This is a genomic window from Ferrimonas balearica DSM 9799, assembly GCF_000148645.1.
Classification (GTDB): Bacteria; Pseudomonadota; Gammaproteobacteria; order Enterobacterales; family Shewanellaceae; genus Ferrimonas; species Ferrimonas balearica.
In genome coordinates this window covers 1,262,742-1,280,824 of record NC_014541.1, presented here as the reverse complement: position 1 = coordinate 1,280,824, position 18,083 = coordinate 1,262,742, and the positions used below count along the sequence as shown (strand labels likewise).

At 60.4% G+C, this 18,083-nt stretch carries 17 protein-coding genes; 10 read left to right on the top strand and 7 right to left on the bottom strand.

Features of this window, described 5'->3' with window-relative positions; all coding sequences use genetic code 11:
* Positions 1 to 42: 42 nt before the first annotated feature.
* Genes FBAL_RS05950 through FBAL_RS05935 form a run of 4 tightly spaced genes read left to right on the top strand, consistent with a single transcriptional unit; the run spans position 43 to position 3,050 of the window.
* A complete protein-coding gene (locus FBAL_RS05950; protein WP_083771274.1) occupies positions 43 to 789 on the top strand; it encodes a sulfite exporter TauE/SafE family protein in 747 nt (248 codons plus the stop codon).
* Entirely contained in the window at positions 786 to 1,427 is a 642-nt protein-coding gene (locus FBAL_RS05945; protein ID WP_013344672.1) for a primosomal replication protein, read from the top strand. The genes FBAL_RS05950 and FBAL_RS05945 overlap by 4 nt, the downstream gene beginning before the upstream one ends.
* Before the next feature lie 11 nt (positions 1,428 to 1,438).
* Complete coding sequence (locus FBAL_RS05940; RefSeq protein WP_013344671.1) at positions 1,439 to 2,101, top strand: DUF2057 domain-containing protein; 663 nt, start codon at positions 1,439 to 1,441, stop codon at positions 2,099 to 2,101.
* A gap of 37 nt (positions 2,102 to 2,138) precedes the next feature.
* Complete coding sequence (locus tag FBAL_RS05935) at positions 2,139 to 3,050, top strand: histone deacetylase family protein (protein ID WP_013344670.1); 912 nt, start codon at positions 2,139 to 2,141, stop codon at positions 3,048 to 3,050.
* A 59-nt stretch (positions 3,051 to 3,109) separates the two neighbouring features.
* Here the strand turns inward: FBAL_RS05935 and FBAL_RS05930 are convergent, their stop codons facing one another.
* A complete protein-coding gene (locus tag FBAL_RS05930) occupies positions 3,110 to 5,953 on the bottom strand; it encodes a TonB-dependent receptor plug domain-containing protein (protein WP_013344669.1) in 2,844 nt (947 codons plus the stop codon).
* A 491-nt stretch (positions 5,954 to 6,444) separates the two neighbouring features.
* Here FBAL_RS05930 and FBAL_RS05925 point away from each other — a divergent pair, with 491 nt between their 5' ends.
* Genes FBAL_RS05925 through FBAL_RS05915 form a run of 3 tightly spaced genes read left to right on the top strand, consistent with a single transcriptional unit; the run spans position 6,445 to position 7,968 of the window.
* Entirely contained in the window at positions 6,445 to 6,708 is a 264-nt protein-coding gene (locus FBAL_RS05925; protein ID WP_013344668.1) for a late competence development ComFB family protein, read from the top strand.
* A 58-nt stretch (positions 6,709 to 6,766) separates the two neighbouring features.
* Entirely contained in the window at positions 6,767 to 7,441 is a 675-nt protein-coding gene (locus FBAL_RS05920; protein WP_013344667.1) for a DUF3108 domain-containing protein, read from the top strand.
* Between the two features lie 56 nt (positions 7,442 to 7,497).
* The gene (locus FBAL_RS05915) at positions 7,498 to 7,968 is read left to right on the top strand and encodes a DUF2919 domain-containing protein (RefSeq protein WP_013344666.1); all 471 of its coding nucleotides are present in this window, start codon (positions 7,498 to 7,500) and stop codon (positions 7,966 to 7,968) included.
* A 42-nt stretch (positions 7,969 to 8,010) separates the two neighbouring features.
* Here FBAL_RS05915 and FBAL_RS05910 read toward each other — a convergent pair whose 3' ends face one another.
* Genes FBAL_RS05910 through aptA form a run of 3 tightly spaced genes read right to left on the bottom strand, consistent with a single transcriptional unit; the run spans position 8,011 to position 11,577 of the window.
* On the bottom strand, positions 8,011 to 8,715 hold the full coding sequence (locus FBAL_RS05910) for a glutamine amidotransferase-related protein (RefSeq protein WP_013344665.1): 705 nt from the start codon (positions 8,713 to 8,715) through the stop codon (positions 8,011 to 8,013).
* An 11-nt stretch (positions 8,716 to 8,726) separates the two neighbouring features.
* Positions 8,727 to 10,229, bottom strand: coding sequence for a CoA-acylating methylmalonate-semialdehyde dehydrogenase (locus FBAL_RS05905; RefSeq protein ID WP_013344664.1), 1,503 nt, complete (start codon positions 10,227 to 10,229; stop codon positions 8,727 to 8,729).
* 13 nt (positions 10,230 to 10,242) lie between these two features.
* The gene (aptA, locus tag FBAL_RS05900) at positions 10,243 to 11,577 is read right to left on the bottom strand and encodes an omega-aminotransferase AptA (protein ID WP_013344663.1); all 1,335 of its coding nucleotides are present in this window, start codon (positions 11,575 to 11,577) and stop codon (positions 10,243 to 10,245) included.
* 205 nt (positions 11,578 to 11,782) lie between these two features.
* Between aptA and FBAL_RS05895 the strand changes: the two genes are divergently transcribed.
* Positions 11,783 to 12,325 (top strand): cupin domain-containing protein, encoded by a 543-nt coding sequence (locus FBAL_RS05895; RefSeq protein WP_013344662.1) that lies wholly within the window; start codon positions 11,783 to 11,785, stop codon positions 12,323 to 12,325.
* A 90-nt stretch (positions 12,326 to 12,415) separates the two neighbouring features.
* The gene (locus FBAL_RS05890) at positions 12,416 to 13,900 is read left to right on the top strand and encodes an aldehyde dehydrogenase (RefSeq protein ID WP_013344661.1); all 1,485 of its coding nucleotides are present in this window, start codon (positions 12,416 to 12,418) and stop codon (positions 13,898 to 13,900) included.
* Between the two features lie 58 nt (positions 13,901 to 13,958).
* On the opposite strand, the gene FBAL_RS05885 is transcribed toward FBAL_RS05890, so the two are convergent.
* Together FBAL_RS05885 and FBAL_RS05880 are read right to left on the bottom strand one after the other, a co-directional pair.
* Complete coding sequence (locus FBAL_RS05885) at positions 13,959 to 15,101, bottom strand: CaiB/BaiF CoA transferase family protein (protein WP_013344660.1); 1,143 nt, start codon at positions 15,099 to 15,101, stop codon at positions 13,959 to 13,961.
* A 10-nt stretch (positions 15,102 to 15,111) separates the two neighbouring features.
* Positions 15,112 to 16,281, bottom strand: a complete 1,170-nt coding sequence (locus FBAL_RS05880) for an acyl-CoA dehydrogenase (protein ID WP_013344659.1) — start codon at positions 16,279 to 16,281, stop codon at positions 15,112 to 15,114.
* Between the two features lie 97 nt (positions 16,282 to 16,378).
* Here FBAL_RS05880 and FBAL_RS05875 point away from each other — a divergent pair, with 97 nt between their 5' ends.
* Entirely contained in the window at positions 16,379 to 17,254 is an 876-nt protein-coding gene (locus FBAL_RS05875) for a LysR family transcriptional regulator (protein ID WP_013344658.1), read from the top strand.
* Here FBAL_RS05875 and FBAL_RS05870 read toward each other — a convergent pair.
* Positions 17,239 to 18,054, bottom strand: a complete 816-nt coding sequence (locus FBAL_RS05870; RefSeq protein WP_216086826.1) for an ABC transporter permease subunit — start codon at positions 18,052 to 18,054, stop codon at positions 17,239 to 17,241. The genes FBAL_RS05875 and FBAL_RS05870 overlap by 16 nt on opposite strands.
* Positions 18,055 to 18,083: the final 29 nt, after the last annotated feature.

Below are 18,083 nucleotides of genomic sequence, written 5' to 3'. Positions count from 1 at the left end.
TAAGGAGAACCCCCTTTGGAGCTGGCTCTGGATTTCAACCTGATGGCTATGCTGGCCGCTGTCGCCTTCGTGGCCGGCTTTGTCGATGCCATCGCGGGTGGTGGTGGTCTGCTGACCATCCCCGCCCTGCTGACTGCCGGTTTACCGCCCCATCTGGCGCTGGGCACCAATAAGTTGGCCGCCACCTTTGGCTCGGCCACCGCCAGCTACACCTTCTATCGCAAGAAGTTGTTTGATCCGCGCTTCTGGCAGCGCGCCTTCTGGGGCACCTTGCTCGGTGCCGCCATTGGCACCCTTGCGGTCGACGCGCTCAGCGTGGACTGGCTGGAGCGTGCCCTGCCCCTGCTGATTTTGGCCATTGCCGTGCATTCACTGGTCAGCAAGCCCCCGCAGGAGGAACAGCACCAACTGCCCGAAGCGACCAAGTCGGTGCACCGCCGCCAGTGGGGACAGGGTCTGGCCATCGGCTTCTACGACGGCTTTGCCGGCCCGGGTACCGGCGCCTTCTGGACCGCCTCGTCGATGATGCTGTACAAGATGAATATCCTGTTGTCATCCGGCCTGGCCCGAAGCATGAATTTTGTCAGCAACGCCACCTCGCTCGGTTTCTTTATTGCTCTGGGCCATGTCCAGTTCAGTATCGGCATCGCCATGGGCCTGTCGCTGATGGCCGGTGCCTGGATTGGCGCCCACTCCGCCATCCGCTTTGGCGGTCGCTTTATCCGTCCGGTGTTTATTACCATGGTGATGATCATCGCCGCCAACCTGGCCTGGAAGGCGTGGCTATGAGCAGTCCGATGCTGCAACGGTTGGAAACCCAGCTGGCCCGGTTGGAGGAGCAGGTGCGGGAGCACGACGCTCAGCTGACCCCGGCCGACAAAAAGTGGCTGGCCAACCAAAGTGCCTTTCACGACCAATTGTTCGACCACCAGGGTGCCAGCCTGAGCAGCTGCCTGCAGGTACTGAGACAGGACCTCAAGCAGATCCAGCAGCTGGAGCAGCTTGGCGCCCGTCCAGATGCGGTGGAATTGGTATGCCACCGCTTCGCCAACCGCTTCAGTGCCGTCGCCCAGGCGTTGGCCAATACGGCGGTGATGCGTCGTGGTCACCAAACCAGTGCTCTGGCTGGTGCCCGCCGTAACGCCAAGAAAACCAACAACGAATACCACTGGATCGCCCGCTCAGTCATGCGCTCCAGCCACCAACTCTACGATGAGCTGCGCAAACATCAGAACTGGGCAGACCGTCTGGAACAGAAAATCCGTGAACTTGAGCAGCGCTTGGACTTGCATCAGGGCGCGGACAAAATCACACTGCAAAATGAAATCCTGGCCACCCACAAGCGATTAGGTCGTTGTCGCCAGGCAATGACCTTTATCGAGCAGCGCATCGCGCACCTGGAGAAGCCCGGACGCGGATCGTTCTAAAGGAGAACCGAATGAAAAAGGCCATGGCTCTGAGCCTCGCCCTGCTGGCGTCCCCCCTGTCCTGGGCGGAAAGCCTCACCATCCCGATGGAGTTTGAGTTTGTGGCCCTTGATGGCACCAAGGTCAGCTCCTCCCTGTTCAGCCATAAGGATGAGCTGGAGCTGACCCCGGGCCAGCGCAAGATCGCCCTGCAGTACAAAGATCTGGTGCCGGAAAGCGTCGGTGACGGTCACCGCCGGGTATCCTCTTCGCCGTTCGTGATTACCCTGAACGTTGAGCCGGGCGTGGATTACCAGTTGGCCGCCGACCGCCGCATTCTCGACGTCAAAACCGCTGAGGCTTACGCCGAAGCGCCGCAGGTGGTGATCACCGCCAGCAACGGTGCGGCCGCGACGTTCTCGCTGCAGCAAACCCAGTCTGACGAGTCCAGCTTTGTTGACAAGCTGCTGGGTGACCAGCCCACTGCCCCGAGCGCCGAAGACGCCGCTCTGGCCGCCACCGCCAGCGGCACCGCGGCTGTCGCCGCCAGCAACGCCAGTCAAGAGAGTGCCAAGCCCGCAGCGCCGAGCGCCCCGACCGATGCCCGTGCAGAGGAGATGCTGAAGTACTGGTGGGAACAAGCCGACGACGCCACCCGCAAAGCCTTTATGAGCTGGGCGGTACAGCAACTGTAATTGTGGTCGGGCTGCCTTCGGGCAGCCCGTTTTTTTTATGCTGAACGCGGTCTATCACCCCATCTATTCGGCGCTGCCTCTGCCCGCCAATCATCGCTTTCCTATCCACAAATACCGCCTGCTGCATGACGCTCTGCTGGCGCAGGGGGTGTTGCAACCTGAGCGACTGCATCAACCCGTCCCCCTGTCGCTGGATCAGGTGACGCAGGTACACTGCCCCGACTACGTGCAACGTTTTGCGCAAGGCACGCTGGACCGTAAGGCTCAGCGCCGTCTCGGCTTCCCCTGGAGCCCGCCTCTGGTGGCGCGAACCCTGACCGCCTGTGGCGGCACACTGCGTGCCGCCGAGCTGGCGCTGGAGCACGGCATCGCCTGCCATCTTTCCGGTGGCTATCACCACGCCCACCGCGACTTTGGCAGCGGCTTCTGTGTGTTTAACGATCTGGTGTTGGCAGCCCGCCTGCTGTTGCAGCGTCAGGCCGTCAGCCGGGTGCTGATCTTTGACTGCGATGTCCACCAGGGGGATGGCAGCGCGGCGCTGTGCCAGGACGACCCGGACATCATCACCTGCTCTTTGCACTGTGAGCGCAACTTCCCGGCCCGCAAGGCGCGCTCCCATGTGGACGTGCCGCTGGAGAACGATCTGGATGACGCCGCCTACCTGGCCACCCTCGACACCGTGTTGCCCTGGCTGCTCAACCTCTATCAACCCGACCTGGTGATTTACGACGCCGGAGTAGACGTCCATCAGGACGACGCCCTGGGCTATCTGTCGTTGTCGGATCATGGCCTGTACCAGCGCGACCATGCGGTCTTGTCAGCCTGCCAGCAACGAGGTATTCCGGTGGCTGCGGTGATAGGTGGTGGCTACGCCAAAGACCATGCCGATCTGGTGCCCCGCCATAGCCAGCTGTTCTTTGCCGCCCGTGACCTGCTGAGCCAGCGCTGACGTTCCCCCATAAAAAAGCCCCGCCAGATGGCGGGGCTTTGTACTTTTGCGTTTGTCGATTACATCTCGAAACGGGCAGTCAGGTAGTAGAAACGACCGATGTTGTCGTAGCTGGCACTGCCGGTGCCGGTACCACTGGTGGTACGGGGCAGGTCGCGGTCAAACAGGTTGTCGATACCCACACCCACGCTCAGACCATTGGCAAAGGAGTACTGCACCAGCGCGTCGCTGACGAAGTAGGTGCCCCAGGTCATGATGTCGGAGTAAGGCTTGTCAAACTGGCCAGCGAACTGCGGAGTGTACACATCCACTTCTTCGATGTAGCGAGTCTTCCAGTTGATGTTCCAGTTGTTGATGTCGTAAGCCAGATTCAGCTGAGCCTGCCAATTGGCTTCACCAATGGTGCCGGCATACTCCTCTTTCTGGTCCGGTTCATCCTGGAACGGGAACTCGTCACGGTCGATCAGGTAGGTGGCGATCAGGTTGGTGCGCATGTCACCGGAGAACAACGCGAAGTCGTACGCCAGCTCGATGTCCACACCAGAGGCTTCCTGCTTGGCCACGTTCTGAACGATCTGCTCGAGGTTGGTGATTTCGTAGTTGTCCGCGTCACGGGTGATCAGCGCACACCACTGGTTATCGATGCCGGTGGTGGAATCCACACAGCGGTCGATGATGTCCTGAGCGCCAACGCTGGCGATGGCATCTTCGATCTCGATCTGCCAGTAGTCCACGGTCAAGGACATGCCTTCGACGTAGCTCGGCTGGTAAGCGAAGCCCACGGTGAAGCTGTCAGACTTCTCCTCTTTCAGCTCATCGTTACCACCAGACACACCCTCGATGGAGGCGCTGTCGTAGTCGGAATCGAAGTCAGCCGGGATGCCCAGAGCCGCACAGTTGGCGGCACGGATGGCACGGGTTTCCGGCTCCAGCGCTGCCAGCTCGCTGGACTTACAGCTGTCGTCAACGTTGAAGAAGTTCTGAGACTTGGCGCCGTAGAACTCACCGATGTTCGGTGCACGCAGTGCAGTAGACACGGTGGAACGAACGCGCAGGTCCTGGTACACGGTCCAGTCCAGGCCCACCTTCCAGCTGGTCACACCGCCTACGGTCTCGTAGTCGGCGTAACGTACCGCACCGTCCACTACCAGGCTGTCGATCAGCGGGATGTCAGCCAGCAGCGGCACGGAGATCTCACCGTAGATTTCGGAAACGTCAAAGCTGCCGGATTCCGGCTGCAGGGCGTTAAAGAAGGTGTCGCCGGTGGCGGCAAACGGGTCTTCGTTGGACTCACTCTTCTCTTTGCGGTACTCGATACCGGTGGCCACACCAACGGCGCCAGCCGGCAGCTCAAACAGTGCAGCGTTGGCCAAAGAGGCACCTGCTACGTACTGAGAGACCTTAGAGTCAGCCACAGTGGTGGTGCTGAACCAGGCTGCCGCTTCCGGAGAAACGCCGCCTTCGCCAAACAGGCTGGAGGGCACACAGCCAGCAGCCTGAGCCTCGGCATCGCGACACACAATGTTACCGGCGTCATCGAATACGGCATCGATGGACTGGCGGAACTTGGAGAAGATCAGGTTGTTCAGGTTCTTACGGGTCTGCTTGGTTTCGCCGTAGATGGCGTACGCATCCAGATCCCAGTCGTCCATCACAATGCCCTGAAGACCCAGCACATAGCGCTGCATCTCACGCTTGTTGTCTTCAAGACGCGGACCCAGGTCGTTCATAAAGCGGTTAACCACCACATAACCTGCGCCAGTCTGATCCATCAGCTCACCCAGCTCCGGGGTGATGTAGGCGTTGTCACGGGTGATCAGGGTGTTTTCCGGATCAAAGAAGAAGAACGCCGGCTGGAAGTTGTTCAGCGAGTTGGTCTGGGACCACTTCGCTTCAAAGTAAGCGTTCAGGTTGTCGGTGACGTCGTAGTTGGTTTTGAAGTTGACGGTGGTGCGGTCAAACTCCGGCTGCAGGCTAACCCACTCGTTGAGGTTAACGAAGTCACAGTTTTCACCGGCACAGGAGATGCCGTCGGTGATGGTACCCGTACCCTGGGGCACCGGGGTGCCATCCGGGTTAAAGCTGTAGAAGCCCGGAACACCACCGTAGAAACCGACAACACCTGCGTTGTTGATGGCCCAGATACCGGCATTGTCGTACCAGGTACGGACAGTCGCGGCATCGTCAGGGTTGGTCAGGTGACGGCGGGAGATGGCGGTCTGGTCGCGGTCCAGCGCGTTCAGCTCGTTCTGCTCAGCGTACTCGATGGAGATGGCGGCGTTACCACGGCCATCAGCGAAGTCCGCACCGTAGCTCAGAGCAACACGATAGTTTTCGAAATCGCTGTCATCGGCCATACCGTACTGGCCATTAACGTTGAGACCCACGATGTCTTCCTTCAGGCGGAAGTTCACAACGCCGGTAACCGCGTCGGCACCGTATACCGCGGACGCACCGCCGGTCACGATCTCAACGCTCTCAACCCACTCGGTGGGGATGGTGTTAACGTCAACGGAAGCCACACCCGCGAAACCACCTACGTGACGCTTGCCATTCACCAGCACCAGGGTACGGGCGGTGCCCATACCACGCAGGTCCAGCAGGTTAAGACCTGCGGTACCAATGCTGCTGCCGCCGGAGCTGGCAAGAGAGAAGGTGGTTGCCAGGGCTGGCAACTCGTTAAGCGCATCACCAATGTTGGTGGCGCCGGTCGACAAAAGGGTTTCTGCTGTAATGACCGTTACCGGAGAAGGCGCAATAGCCCCCTCACGGAAAATGCGGCTTCCGGTAACTTCAATGCGTTCGACTTCAGAATTGTCTTCCTCTGCAGCTACCGCTACAGGTGCAGTCGTCATTACCGATCCGATGGCCAAACACAGCACCGACTTCTTGATGGTCAGCATCTGTTCTCTCCTAATAGCATGAAATAGCACACTCCGTGCACGATTCACTCTACCCGCAGAACATCCACACCTTCAATACATTTAGGACACATTATTAACATTAATTAAACGCCGATATGCCAATGAACCGTCTTCCTGACCTTTCCCCTATAATTCAGTCACTCCCGCCATCCTCGACCCGACATCACCTTGCCGACGGTTAAAACTTCCTCACAGCACGCACCAGCGCTGAATATTTAAACAAATGACCTCCGCTTACGAAGACCCAATACTTCCCCATACAACCGACTTCATCCGCCAATCAATTACCGCGCCTGCAACGCAATCTTTACGTCGAAATTTTATTTTCCTGCCACCACCTATTGAGTATTTTTTATTCAAACGTTAAGGGAAAGACGATTAACTCATGAAAACTCTGGGTGGCGAGGTTTAACAGCCCTGGTTTATCCTAGGTGCTGATTGAGGGCCCAACGGCACATCGGGAGGGAGCAATGGAACTGGATATCCGCAACTACAACGAAACGCTGGTGCGTCAGGTGGTGCTGGAGCAAGGGCTGCACCTGGAGTTGAACGAAGACCAATTGACCGATCTGACCTGCCTGGCCCTGAACAAACTGCCCGCGCGCTACATTCGCTATCCGGTCGACCTGGCCGGCTACACCTCCAGCACGGAGCTGGAGAGCATGATTACCGATGCGCGTAACGCCATCGATGTCGCACTGACTCACCTGAAACTGCATCCACGCCAAGATTAGTGCTTGGCGAGTGCCCACTCGGACAGTAGTCTTAGGGCCCCGCAATCGGAGCCCTAAGATGTCGCGTCGTTTCCTGTTACTTTGCCTGTTCTCGCCCCTGCTGCATGCCACGCCCGTGCCGTTTGAGGCGCACTACCGTGCCTACACCACCGGGTTGCCTTGCGGCAAAGGTCAATTCAGCCTGGAGCAGCAGGAAAACGGCGAATACCAGTATCAGGCCAGTGGCAAGATCTGCGTGATTGGCCAGCACATTGATCACCTCAGTCAGTTCCAGCAGGTCGAGGGCGAACTCAAGCCAGGCAGTTACCACACCGAGTTCGACGGCTGGTTTACCCACCGGACACTGAATGGCAGCCTCAATGACGAGGGCCGCTACGTGGTGGTACAAAATGGTGAAACCCTGCCCGACAGCGAGGCCTTTCCCCGGGCACAGTGGGAGCCGGCGCAAATGCTGCGACTGCTGGGCCAGGCCCGCGATGACATCACCCTCTCCTACACCTGGGGCGATGAAACCCGTGAGTACCGGTTCGACTATCTCGGCACCGAGACCCTGGAGACTGAGCTTGGCCCACTGTTGACCCATAAGTTTGAACAGGACCACCCCAATGAAGCCCGGGTCGCCACCTTCTGGTTTGCCCCACAGCTGGATAACCTGCTGGTCAAACTGGAATCCAGCCGCCTTGGGGTGCACTGGCTGACGGTGGAGATTAGGCGCTATCAGACCAAGGGTTGAAAACCGCGCTGGCCCGCCCCATCTGGTAAACATCACTCCCCGTTTTCTGAAGAGCCATGGGTCAGTACACCTTTGATCATTTTGACCGCCACGGTCAGCTTAAGCCCGGCCCCTGGCTGCTGCTGGTGATGCTGTTTTGCGCCAAAACCTGGCTGCTGTTTGTGCTCAGCGCCGCCAGCCGTCAACACGGTGCCGAACTGATGGGGCTGTTCTATCCCGACCGCCAGGATTTCTACCTGGGACTGGCACTGGGGCTGCCGGCACTGGTGCTGCTCTGGGCCCAGAGCCAACGCCATAACCTTAACGTGGCCAAGCACCTCTGGCACTGGGGCCGGCCGCTGCTGCTGGCAACCTGGAGTGCCCAGATGGCGCTGCAGTTAAAAGCGCTGACACTCAGCCATGGTCAGTTTCACTGGGCACCGGCGCTGACCCTGATGCTGAGCTTCTGGGTGGGCCTCTACCTGTTTAAGAGTCATCACTGCAAAGCGGTGTTTGCGCCGGTAGCGGACCCCCTGCCCCGGCCATAAAAAAAACGCCCCAGCGGGGCGTTTTTGGTTTGCGGGCTCCCATTAAGTGCGCCGCTCAAGAAAGTTCAGGATCCAGCCCATAAAGCGGTCCGAATCCACCGGATGAGCCAGCCCCTCAATCGCTTGCTGGTAGACCGCCTCACCAATCTGCTCACGTCGCTTCTCTGCCAGCGCGCGGTTGTATTCCGGCAAAAACTCCGGATGTCCCTGGACGGTGAACACCCGGCTGTCGATGGCAAAGCTGTAATTGGGGCAGAAGGCACTGGTGGCCAGCACAATGGCATTGGGTGGCAGGGTAACCACCTGGTCCTGGTGCGACGACAGCAGACGCAAACGCGACTCCGCACCGACCATCCACGGTGCCTGTACCCGGATCTCGGTGTCATAGGGGCCCATGCCCCAACCCTGATCCGCCTTGCGAACCTCCCCGCCCAGCGCCTGTGCCACCAACTGATGGCCAAAACAGATGCCCGCCACCGGCCGATCGGCCTGGTAAGCCTGGCGGATCCAACCGGATAGGCGCTGGATCCAGGGCAGAGTTTCGTAGGCGCTGTGGCGACTGCCTGTGATCACCCAACTGTCGCAGGCCAGCACATCAGGCAGGGAGTCGGCTTGCGCATCGTAAATGCGGCACTCGGTACCGGGACGAACCCGGTTAAAACCCGCTTCAAACATCTCACCATACTGGCCAAAGTCCACCGCCAGTGCGGGGTCTACCTTGTCACAGTCGAGGATCCCTATCACCATCACTCCCTTCCTTACTTCATGGTGGGCATCACAAACTCCGCCCCTTCGGTTTTTGGCCAACGTGCGGTGATGGTTTTCATCCGCGTGTAGAAGCGCACACCGTCAGGGCCGTGCATATTCAGAGGCCCGAACACCGAACGTTTCCAGCCGCCAAAGCTGTGGAACGCCATCGGTACCGGGATCGGCACATTCACCCCAACCATGCCCACCTGAACCCGGTGGCCAAAATCACGGGCCACTTCGCCGCTTTGGGTGAAGATGGCCGTGCCGTTACCATACTCATGGTCATTGATGAGCTTCAAGCCGGTTTCATAATCCGGCACCCGCACCACCGCCAGCACCGGACCAAAGATCTCTTCGCGGTAGATGCGCATCTCCGGCGTTACCCGGTCAAACAGCGAGCCACCCAGGAAGAAGCCAGGACCCTGTTGCGCCAGCGGCCGTCCATCCACCACCAGCTCCGCACCTTCGCTGACACCGCTGTCGATGTAGCCGATGATGCTGTCACGGTGGGCGGCACTGATCACCGGTCCCATCTCGTTTTCAGGACCATCCCCCTGCAGTGCAGACAGGCCCGGGCCCACCCGCAGTGCGGCAACCTTCGGTTTCAGGGCCGCCACCAGGCGGTCTGCGGCTTCGTCACCGACCACAACGGCGACGGAGATGGCCATGCAACGTTCACCTGCTGCGCCGTAAGCTGCCCCCATCAGGGCACCGGTCACACCATCCAGATCCGCATCCGGCATCACCAACATGTGGTTTTTAGCGCCACCCAAAGCCTGCACCCGCTTACCGTGGGCACTGGCAGTGCTGTAGATGTACTCGGCAATCGGGGTGGAGCCAACAAAGCTGACCGCCGCCACATCCGGGTGGGTGATCAGGGCATCCACGGACTCCTTATCACCATGCACCACGTTAAAGACGCCATCCGGCAGCCCGGCCTCTTTCAGCAACTCTGCCATCTTATTGGCGAGGCTCGGGTCTTTCTCTGACGGCTTCAGCACGAAGCTGTTGCCACAAGCCAGCGCGATGGGGAACATCCACAGCGCCACCATGGCGGGGAAGTTAAACGGCGTAATGCCCGCACACACCCCAACCGGCTGCATCACGGAAAAGCTGTCGACGGCGGTGCCCAGGTTCTGACTGTGCTCCCCCTTGAGCAGATGGGGAATGCCGCAGGCAAACTCCACCACCTCCAGGCCCCGTACCAGCTCGCCATGCGCATCGGAATACACCTTGCCATGCTCGGTGGTGATCAGCGCCGCCAACTCATCCTTGTGCGCTTCCATCAACGCCTTAAAGCGAAACAGCACCCGCGCCCGGTTCAGCGGGGTGATCGCCGCCCAATCTACTTGAGCGGCCTTGGCCACGGCCACGACTTCGGCGGTTTCCGCCGCAGTAGACAGCCCCACCTGGGCAATCGCTTCCCCATTGGCGGGGTTACAGACGGAAGCAAACCGGTTGCTCTGGCTGGGGCTCAGCTGGCCAGCCACAAAATTGTCGATCCTTTGCACGCTTAAACTCCTGTTAGCGGGTAGCACGGATGGCATCGGTGATGATGCTCATCAGTTGGTCAATCTGGTCACGCTCGATAATGAGCGGCGGTGACAGCGCAATGACATCGCCGGTCACCCGGATCAGTGCCCCAAGCTCAAAGGCTTTGGTAAACACGTCGTAGGCACGGGCACCCGGTGCGCCATCCCGGGCGCTCAGCTCAATCGCACCCACCAGGCCGTAGTTACGGATGTCGATGACGTTGGGCAGGTCCCTCAGGCTGTGCAGCGCCGACTCCCAATATTCCGCCAGGTCTGCCGCGCGGGTCAGCAGCCCCTCGGACTGGTACACCTCAAGCGTCGCCAGGCCGGCTGCCGCCGCCACCGGGTGGCCGGAATAGGTGTAACCGTGGAACAGCTCAATGGCCGGGCCATCGGCGTCCATAAACTGGTTGTAGATGGCGTTCTGAACAAACACCGCGCCCATGGGGATGGCCCCATTGGTCAGGCCCTTGGCGCTGGTAAGGATGTCCGGAATCACATCAAACTCCTGGGACGCGAACGGGCTGCCCAGGCGGCCAAACCCGGTGATCACTTCATCAAAAATCAGCAGGATGCCGTGGCGGGTACAGATTTCACGCAGTCGCTTGAGGTAGCCCTTGGGCGGCAGGATCACCCCGGCGCTGCCCGCCATCGGCTCGACGATCACCGCAGCAATGGTGTCAGCACCGTGCAGTGCCACCAGCTCTTCGAGTCGGTCGGCCAGACTCATATCCGGCTCGGGCAGCCCCTTGGTAAAGGCGTTGCGCTCGATGTTCAGGGTGTGCGGCAGATGGTCAACACCGGTCAGCAAGGGGCCAAATCCTTTGCGGTTGTTGCCCAGCCCGCCCACCGAGATGCCACCGAATCCGACGCCGTGATAGCCCTTTTCACGGCCAATAAAACGGGTACGCTGCCCCTCGCCACGCAGGCGATGATATTGCAGCGCGATCTTCAGCGCGGTGTCGGCCGATTCCGAACCGGAGTTGGTGAAGAACACCCGGTCCAGCCCCGGAGGCGCCAGTTCCGCCAGACGCTGGGCAAACTCAAAGGGCAGGGGGTGGCCCATCTGAAAGGTGGGCGCGAAGTCCAGCTCAGCAATCTGGCGCTGCACCGCTTCGGTGATCTGGCGGCGGCCGTGACCGGCATTACAACACCACAGTCCGGCGGTGCCATCGAGGATGGGACGGTCATCAACACTCTGGTAGTACATCCCCTCGGCTGACTTCAGCAACCTCGGGCTGGCCTTAAACTGCTTGTTGGCGGTAAAGGGCATCCAGAATGGCGCCATCGCCCCCTCTGTCGCGATGTGATCGGTATTCTGCGCCATGGCTCCTCCTGAGTCGTTTAGCTTAGCGACACTGTTTATCAAAATACTAAACACCTTAGGCCAACAAAAAGACGCATCCTGCGTCCTGGCCTGAGCGGTTTTCATTATTGGCCGCTCGTTATATGATACTTAACAAATCGCAGGATAATACTAAACACTTTCGTCTGCCAAGGGCGAATTTTAACCAGGAGGCAACACACTGACGATGGACATCGGAAATCGGTTACGCCAATTACGCACTCAAGCGGGCCTGTCTCAACGTGAGCTGGCCAAACGCACCGGGGTCACCAACGGGTTTATCTCCCAGGTTGAGAAAAACAGCGTCAGCCCCTCGGTTGCTTCACTGAAAAAGATCCTGGATGGCCTACCGATCTCTCTGACCAACTTCTTCGACAGTGAAGAACGCCAGCCCGCACAGGTGGTGTTCCGGGCTGACGAGATGCCCAATATCGGCTCCGGACCCATTCGCTACAAACTGGTTGGCCACGCGGTCCGTGACCGCGCCATTGGCATGCTGCACGAAACCATGCCTGCCGGCAGCGATACCGGCAAAGAGATGCTGACCCACGATGGTGAAGAGTGCGGTGTGGTGATCGCCGGCCAACTGGAGCTGACCGTGGGCGATGAAGTCAACGAGTTGGGCCCCGGTGACGGTTACTACTTCTCCAGCCAGCGCCCCCACCGTTTCCGGGTTCTGGGTGATGAGCCGGTGGTTCTGGTGTCCGCCAATACCCCGGCCAGCTTCTAAACCGTTTATTTTAATATTCACAAACGTTGATTAGGGGCTCGATGTTTAATATGTTTAAACTTTCGAACCTTCGGCATGGAGCCCCTGACAATGACGGACGTCCACCACTGGCACCAGCGTGCCCAGTCTCTTTCCCTTAACACCCAGGCGTTTATTAACGGCCAGTTCGTCGACGCGGCCAGTGGCGACCGGTTTGATACCTACAACCCCGCTACTGGTGAGCGGCTGGCGCAGGTTGCCAGTTGCGATAAAGCCGACGCCGACAACGCCGTCGCCGCTGCGCGCGCCGCCTTTAATGACCGCCGCTGGGCTGGCCAGTCCCCCGCCCAACGCAAAGCGGTTCTGTTGCGTTTTGCCGAGCTGATCGCCGAACATCGCGATGAACTGGCACTGCTCGAATCACTCGATATGGGCAAGCCCATCTCCGACGCCCTGGGCTATGACGCCCCAGCCACCGCCCGGGCCATCTCCTGGCACGCCGAAGCGATCGACAAGCTGTACGATGAAGTGGCCCCCGTGGGCGACGAAGCGCTGGCCCTGATCACCCGTGAACCTCTGGGCGTAGTGGCGGCCATTGTCCCCTGGAACTTCCCGTTGGTGATGGCTGCCTGGAAACTGGGCCCCGCTCTGGCCACCGGCAACTCCGTCATTCTCAAACCTTCAGAGAAATCGCCTCTGTCCGCGCTGAAACTGGCGGAACTGGGCCGACAGGCGGGCCTTCCCGATGGCGTATTCAATGTGCTTCCCGGTTATGGCCACACCGTCGGCGAAGCGCTGGCGATGCACATGGACATCGACTGCATCACGTTCACCGGCTCCACCGCCGTAGGAAAACACCTGCTGGAGTGCGCCGGTAAGAGCAACATGAAGCGGGCCTTTATGGAGTGTGGCGGCAAGAGCGCCCACATCGTTTGCGCCGACTGCGACGATCTCGACAAAGCCGCCGCCACCGCGGCAGCGGCCATCTGCTACAACCAGGGCGAAGTGTGCACCGCCGGCTCCCGCCTGCTGGTGGACAACGCCATTAAGGCCGAATTCCTGGAAAAACTGGTGGCCCAACTGCCCCAGTGGCAGCCCGGCGACCCGCTGGACCCGAACACCAGCATGGGCGCCATGGTAGACCAGGCGCAGTACGACCGGGTGTGCCAGTTTATCGAGCAGGGCCAGGGCGAAGGCTCTACCCTGCTGGCCGGAGGCCTGCCGGAGCGTGCGGGTCCGGGTCTGTTTATCCCGCCCACCATCTTCTCCGATTTGGCCCCCGATCATCGATTGGCCCGGGAGGAGATCTTCGGGCCGGTGCTGTCGGTTATCGGCTTTGATGGTCTGGACGAAGCGATCGCCATCGCCAATGACAGTGACTACGGCCTCGCTGCCGGTCTCTGGACCAGCAGCATCAGCAACGCCATTCAGGGCAGTCGCGCCCTGCGTGCCGGTACCGTGTTCGTCAATAACTGGGACGGCGGCGACATGACCATGCCCTTCGGTGGTTACAAGCAGTCCGGTAACGGCCGCGACAAATCGCTGCATGCCATGGAGAAATACACCGAGCTGAAAAGCACCTGGATCCAGCTGTAACACCCGGTTCGTCACGGCCCTAGTGGTATTAGCCCGCCTTTCGGCGGGCTTTTTTTGCCTATTCGCACCACGCCTGATCCGCCCCCAGCTGGGGTGGCGGCTGACCATAGCGCACCGGCGTACGTGACAACTTGATGGGGTTACCCGGCAGTTTGAGCTCAGCGCCGTTGCCATGAGTCATGCTCACCACCATCTGCCGCGCCTGGATCTGTGGATCAGCAAACACCTCACCCACCGAATTGATAGGACCACAAGGGACACCGGCCAACTCCAGCACCGCCAACCAGTGCTGTCGCGGCGAGGTCAGGAATATTCGGGTCAGCATCGGCACCAACTGGTCACGATGGGTTACCCGGGCAGCATTCGTGGCAAAGCGACGGTCACTGGCCCACTGTGGCTCCCCCAACGCGGCGCAGAGCCTGGCAAACTGGGCGTCGTTGCCCACCGCCAGTACCAGTTCTCCATCGGCACAGACAAAACTCTGGTAAGGCACAATGCTGGGGTGGGCATTGCCCAGACGACCCGGCTCGATGCCGCCAATCAAGGCATTGGTGGCCTGATTGGCCAGCGTCGCCGCAGTGACATCCAGCAGCGCCAGATCAATATGCTGACCGAGGCCGGAGTGTTGGCGCTCATTCACCGCCGCCAGTATCCCCACCGTGGCATACAGGCCGGTCATGATGTCGGTCAGCGCTACCCCTACTTTTTGCGGCTCGCCCTCGGGGGCACCGGTGATGCTCATCAGTCCCCCCATCGCCTGCACCAGCAGGTCATAGCCGGGGCGGTGACGGTAGGGGCCGGTCTGGCCAAAGCCGGTGATGCTGCAGTAGATCAGACCGGGGTTGTCAGCGGACAGGTTGGGGTAATCCAGTCCCATCCGGGCGGCATCCCCCACCTTGAAGTTCTCAATCACCACATCGCACTGCTGCGCCAGTTGGCGACACCGCTGCTGCCCCTGTGCGCTGGCCAGATCCAGGCACACCGAGCGCTTTCCCCGGTTGGCACAGAGGAAATAAGCGGATTCCGGTGGCCCATCCGGCCCTTCCAGAAACGGAGGGCCCCAGTGGCGGGTGTCGTCACCCCGGCCCGGTCGCTCCACTTTGATGACCTCAGCCCCCAAATCCGCCAACAACTGACCCGCCCATGGTCCCGCCAGCACCCGTGACAGGTCGAGCACCCGAATCCCCTGCAATGCCCCCATAAAGCCTCCCTCAGAATGCAGCGATGCCGGTTTGAGCCCGGCCCAGGATCAGGCCATGGATGTCGTAGGTGCCCTCGTAGGTGTTCACCACCTCAAGGTTGCACAGGTGGCGCATCACCGGATACTCATCCGAGATGCCATTGCCGCCGAGCATGTCCCGGGCAGTACGGGCGATATCCAGCGCCTTGCCACAGTTGTTGCGCTTTATCAGTGAGATCAGATCCGGCGAGATCGACCCCGCCGTCATCATCTCGCCCGCTCGCAGTGCCCCCTGCAGTGCCAGGGCGATCTCGGTCTGCATATTGGCCAGCTTGGTTTGCACCAACTGGGTAGCGGCCAGCGGGCGGCCAAACTGGGTACGGTCCAGGGTGTAATCCCGCGCGGTATGCCAGCAGGCTTCTGCCGCCCCCATCGCGCCCCAGGCGATGCCATAGCGGGCGTTGTTCAGGCAGCTGAAGGGCCCCTTCAGGCCACTCACACCCGGCAGCATCTGCGCCTCATCCAGCCACAGGTCCTCCAGCACGATCTCACCGGTGACCGAGGTGCGCAGTGCCAGCTTTCCATCGATCTTGGGGGTGCTCAGGCCCGCCATGCCGCGCTCAAGAATAAATCCCCGGATCTGGTCGTCGTCGGTTTTGGCCCAGACCACAAACACGTCTGCCAACGGGCTGTTGGTGATCCAGGTTTTGCTGCCGCTCAGGCGGTAACCCCGGCCGTCGCGACGCGCCCGGGTCGCCATGCCGCCGGGGTCAGAGCCGTGGTCCGGTTCGGTCAGGCCGAAAGCGCCGATCTGCTCCCCACTGGCCAGGCCCGGCAGGTAGCGGGCTTTCTGCTGCTCACTGCCGAAGGCGTAGATGGGGTACATCACCAGAGAGGACTGCACGCTCATCATCGAGCGGAACCCGGAATCCACACGTTCGATCTCCCGGGCGACCAGCCCGTAACTGGTGTAATCCACCCCGGCGCCGTAATCCGGCAACGTGGCCCCCAGCAGGCCCAACGCCCCCATCTCCCGAAAGATGGCCGGATCCGTATGCTCATCCCGATACGCCTGGCGAACCCGCGGCGCCAGCTGCTCCTGGGCGTAGGCCCGTGCCGTATCGCGGATCAGACGCTGTTCATCCGTTAACTGCTGCTCCAGCAGGAAGGGGTCCTGCCACACCATTTTGCTCCAGGCCATAGCCGCTCTCTTATTGGGTCGATATTGGGTTCTAGCTTAGTGAGGGCAGATTGATATATAAAACATATGTTAATTATCTTTTTCATATTGTTTGCATATGGACATCAGGAAGCTTGAGATCTTTGCCGCCGTCGCCCACCTTGGCAGCATCACGGCGGCATCCCGCCAATTGCATATGGCGCAACCGGCGGTCTCCATCGCCATCCAGAAGCTGGAGCACCAACTGGGCTGTACCCTGCTCTACCGGGATCGCAAAGGGGTACGCCTGACCGGCGAAGGGCAGCTCGCCCTGGCCCAAGCGGAGCGGGTACTGGCGGAGATGGGCCAGTTCAACCACCTGATGAGCCAGGCCAAGGCGCTGATGACCGGCACCCTGACCCTGACCTGCCCCGCCATGCTGGCCAACTACGTGTTGCCGGAGCTGCTGACGCCCTTTCTGGCCGCGCATCCGGGCCTGACCGCTTCGGTGCAGCAGGCGGGAACCGGCGCCATTGCAGAGGGCCTGAACAGCGGAGAGATCGAGTTAGGCGTTATCAGTGGGCCGCCAACGCCGGAGTGGGACAGCCTGACTCTGCTGCATACCGATATGGTGCTGCTGGTTCCGGAGCAGCACCCACTTGCCCGGCAATCCGCGGTATCCGTTAACGCGCTTCACGGCCAAGCCATGGTGGTGTATCAGCGGGAGTATCATCTGCGTCAGCGTCTGGAGCGACTGTGCCGCAGCCATCAGGTCAGTCCGGACATCAAGCTGGAAACCAACTTTCTGCCTTTGATCGCCCGAATGGTTCGAGAGGGGGTGGGACTGGGGGTGGGATTGGCCTCGATGGCCACTCAGGAGCCGGGAATAAAAGGGGTCTCCCTGTTGGAGGAGACCCCGTTCTCACTGTCATTGGCCTGGCTGTCTCGCCGGCCACTCAGCCGCGCCAATCAGGCCTTTGTGCAGCACCTGAGTCAGACTCAGGCTTCCGCCTGAAGCCTTAACTCGGCCTGACGGCGTTTCTCCTGACGCGCCATCAGCCACCAGCCTATAAAGGCCGCCAGCCCCACCACCGCGATGATCAGAGTGGCCAACGCGTTCACTTTCGGGCTGACCCCCAGGCGTACTGAGGAGAACACCACCATCGGCAGGGTTGAAGCGCTGGGGCCGGAAACAAAGCTGGCAATCACCAGGTCATCCAGCGACAGGGTAAAGGCCAACAGCCAGCCCGCCAGCAGCGCCGGCACGATGGAGGGCAGGGTCACCAGGAAGAACACCTTAAGTGGCGGTGCACCAAGATCCATCGCCGCTTCCTCCACCGACCGATCCAGCTCGCGCAGTCGCGCCGCCACCACCACCGCCACATAGGCAGAGCAGAAGGTGGTATGGGCGATCCAGATGGTCAGAAACCCGCGCTGGGTCGGCCAGCCAAAAGACTGTGCCATGGCCACAAACAGCAGCAGCAGTGACAGCCCGGTAATCACCTCCGGCATCACCAGTGGGGCGGTGATCATAAAGGCGAAGGGGGTCTCCCCCCGGAACCGGCCCATCCGGGTCATGACAAAGGCGGCAATGGTGCCCAGCACCACCGCAGCGCAGGCCGCCATAAAGGCGATGGAGAGACTTAAGATCACCCCATTCATCATCAGCGAGTCCTGAAACAGCTCGCCGTACCACTTGGTGGAGAAACCGGCCCACACCGTTACCAGGCGCGAACTGTTGAAGGAGTAGATCACCAGAATCAGGATCGGGCCATACAGAAACAGCATCGCCAGGCTCAGCACCAGAGTGCGCATCGGCGAACGACTTACCGGAATTGGGGTAC

What these genes read in the sequence shown, in the direction of transcription:
- FBAL_RS05945 (WP_013344672.1), top strand. Translation starts at nt 786, where the DNA reads ATGAGCAGTCCGATGCTGCAACGGTTGGAAACCCAGCTGGCCCGGTTG.
- FBAL_RS05940 (WP_013344671.1), top strand. Translation starts at nt 1,439, where the DNA reads ATGAAAAAGGCCATGGCTCTGAGCCTCGCCCTGCTGGCGTCCCCCCTG.
- FBAL_RS05930 (WP_013344669.1), bottom strand. Translation starts at nt 5,953, where the DNA reads ATGCTGACCATCAAGAAGTCGGTGCTGTGTTTGGCCATCGGATCGGTA.
- aptA (WP_013344663.1), bottom strand. Translation starts at nt 11,577, where the DNA reads ATGGCGCAGAATACCGATCACATCGCGACAGAGGGGGCGATGGCGCCA.
- FBAL_RS05920 (WP_013344667.1), top strand. Translation starts at nt 6,767, where the DNA reads ATGTCGCGTCGTTTCCTGTTACTTTGCCTGTTCTCGCCCCTGCTGCAT.
- FBAL_RS05870 (WP_216086826.1), bottom strand. Translation starts at nt 18,054, where the DNA reads ATGCGCACTCTGGTGCTGAGCCTGGCGATGCTGTTTCTGTATGGCCCG.
- FBAL_RS05915 (WP_013344666.1), top strand. Translation starts at nt 7,498, where the DNA reads ATGGGTCAGTACACCTTTGATCATTTTGACCGCCACGGTCAGCTTAAG.
- FBAL_RS05950 (WP_083771274.1), top strand. Translation starts at nt 43, where the DNA reads ATGGCTATGCTGGCCGCTGTCGCCTTCGTGGCCGGCTTTGTCGATGCC.
- FBAL_RS05925 (WP_013344668.1), top strand. Translation starts at nt 6,445, where the DNA reads ATGGAACTGGATATCCGCAACTACAACGAAACGCTGGTGCGTCAGGTG.
- FBAL_RS05910 (WP_013344665.1), bottom strand. Translation starts at nt 8,715, where the DNA reads ATGGTGATAGGGATCCTCGACTGTGACAAGGTAGACCCCGCACTGGCG.
- FBAL_RS05880 (WP_013344659.1), bottom strand. Translation starts at nt 16,281, where the DNA reads ATGGCCTGGAGCAAAATGGTGTGGCAGGACCCCTTCCTGCTGGAGCAG.
- FBAL_RS05885 (WP_013344660.1), bottom strand. Translation starts at nt 15,101, where the DNA reads ATGGGGGCATTGCAGGGGATTCGGGTGCTCGACCTGTCACGGGTGCTG.
- FBAL_RS05875 (WP_013344658.1), top strand. Translation starts at nt 16,379, where the DNA reads ATGGACATCAGGAAGCTTGAGATCTTTGCCGCCGTCGCCCACCTTGGC.
- FBAL_RS05890 (WP_013344661.1), top strand. Translation starts at nt 12,416, where the DNA reads ATGACGGACGTCCACCACTGGCACCAGCGTGCCCAGTCTCTTTCCCTT.
- FBAL_RS05895 (WP_013344662.1), top strand. Translation starts at nt 11,783, where the DNA reads ATGGACATCGGAAATCGGTTACGCCAATTACGCACTCAAGCGGGCCTG.
- FBAL_RS05935 (WP_013344670.1), top strand. Translation starts at nt 2,139, where the DNA reads ATGCTGAACGCGGTCTATCACCCCATCTATTCGGCGCTGCCTCTGCCC.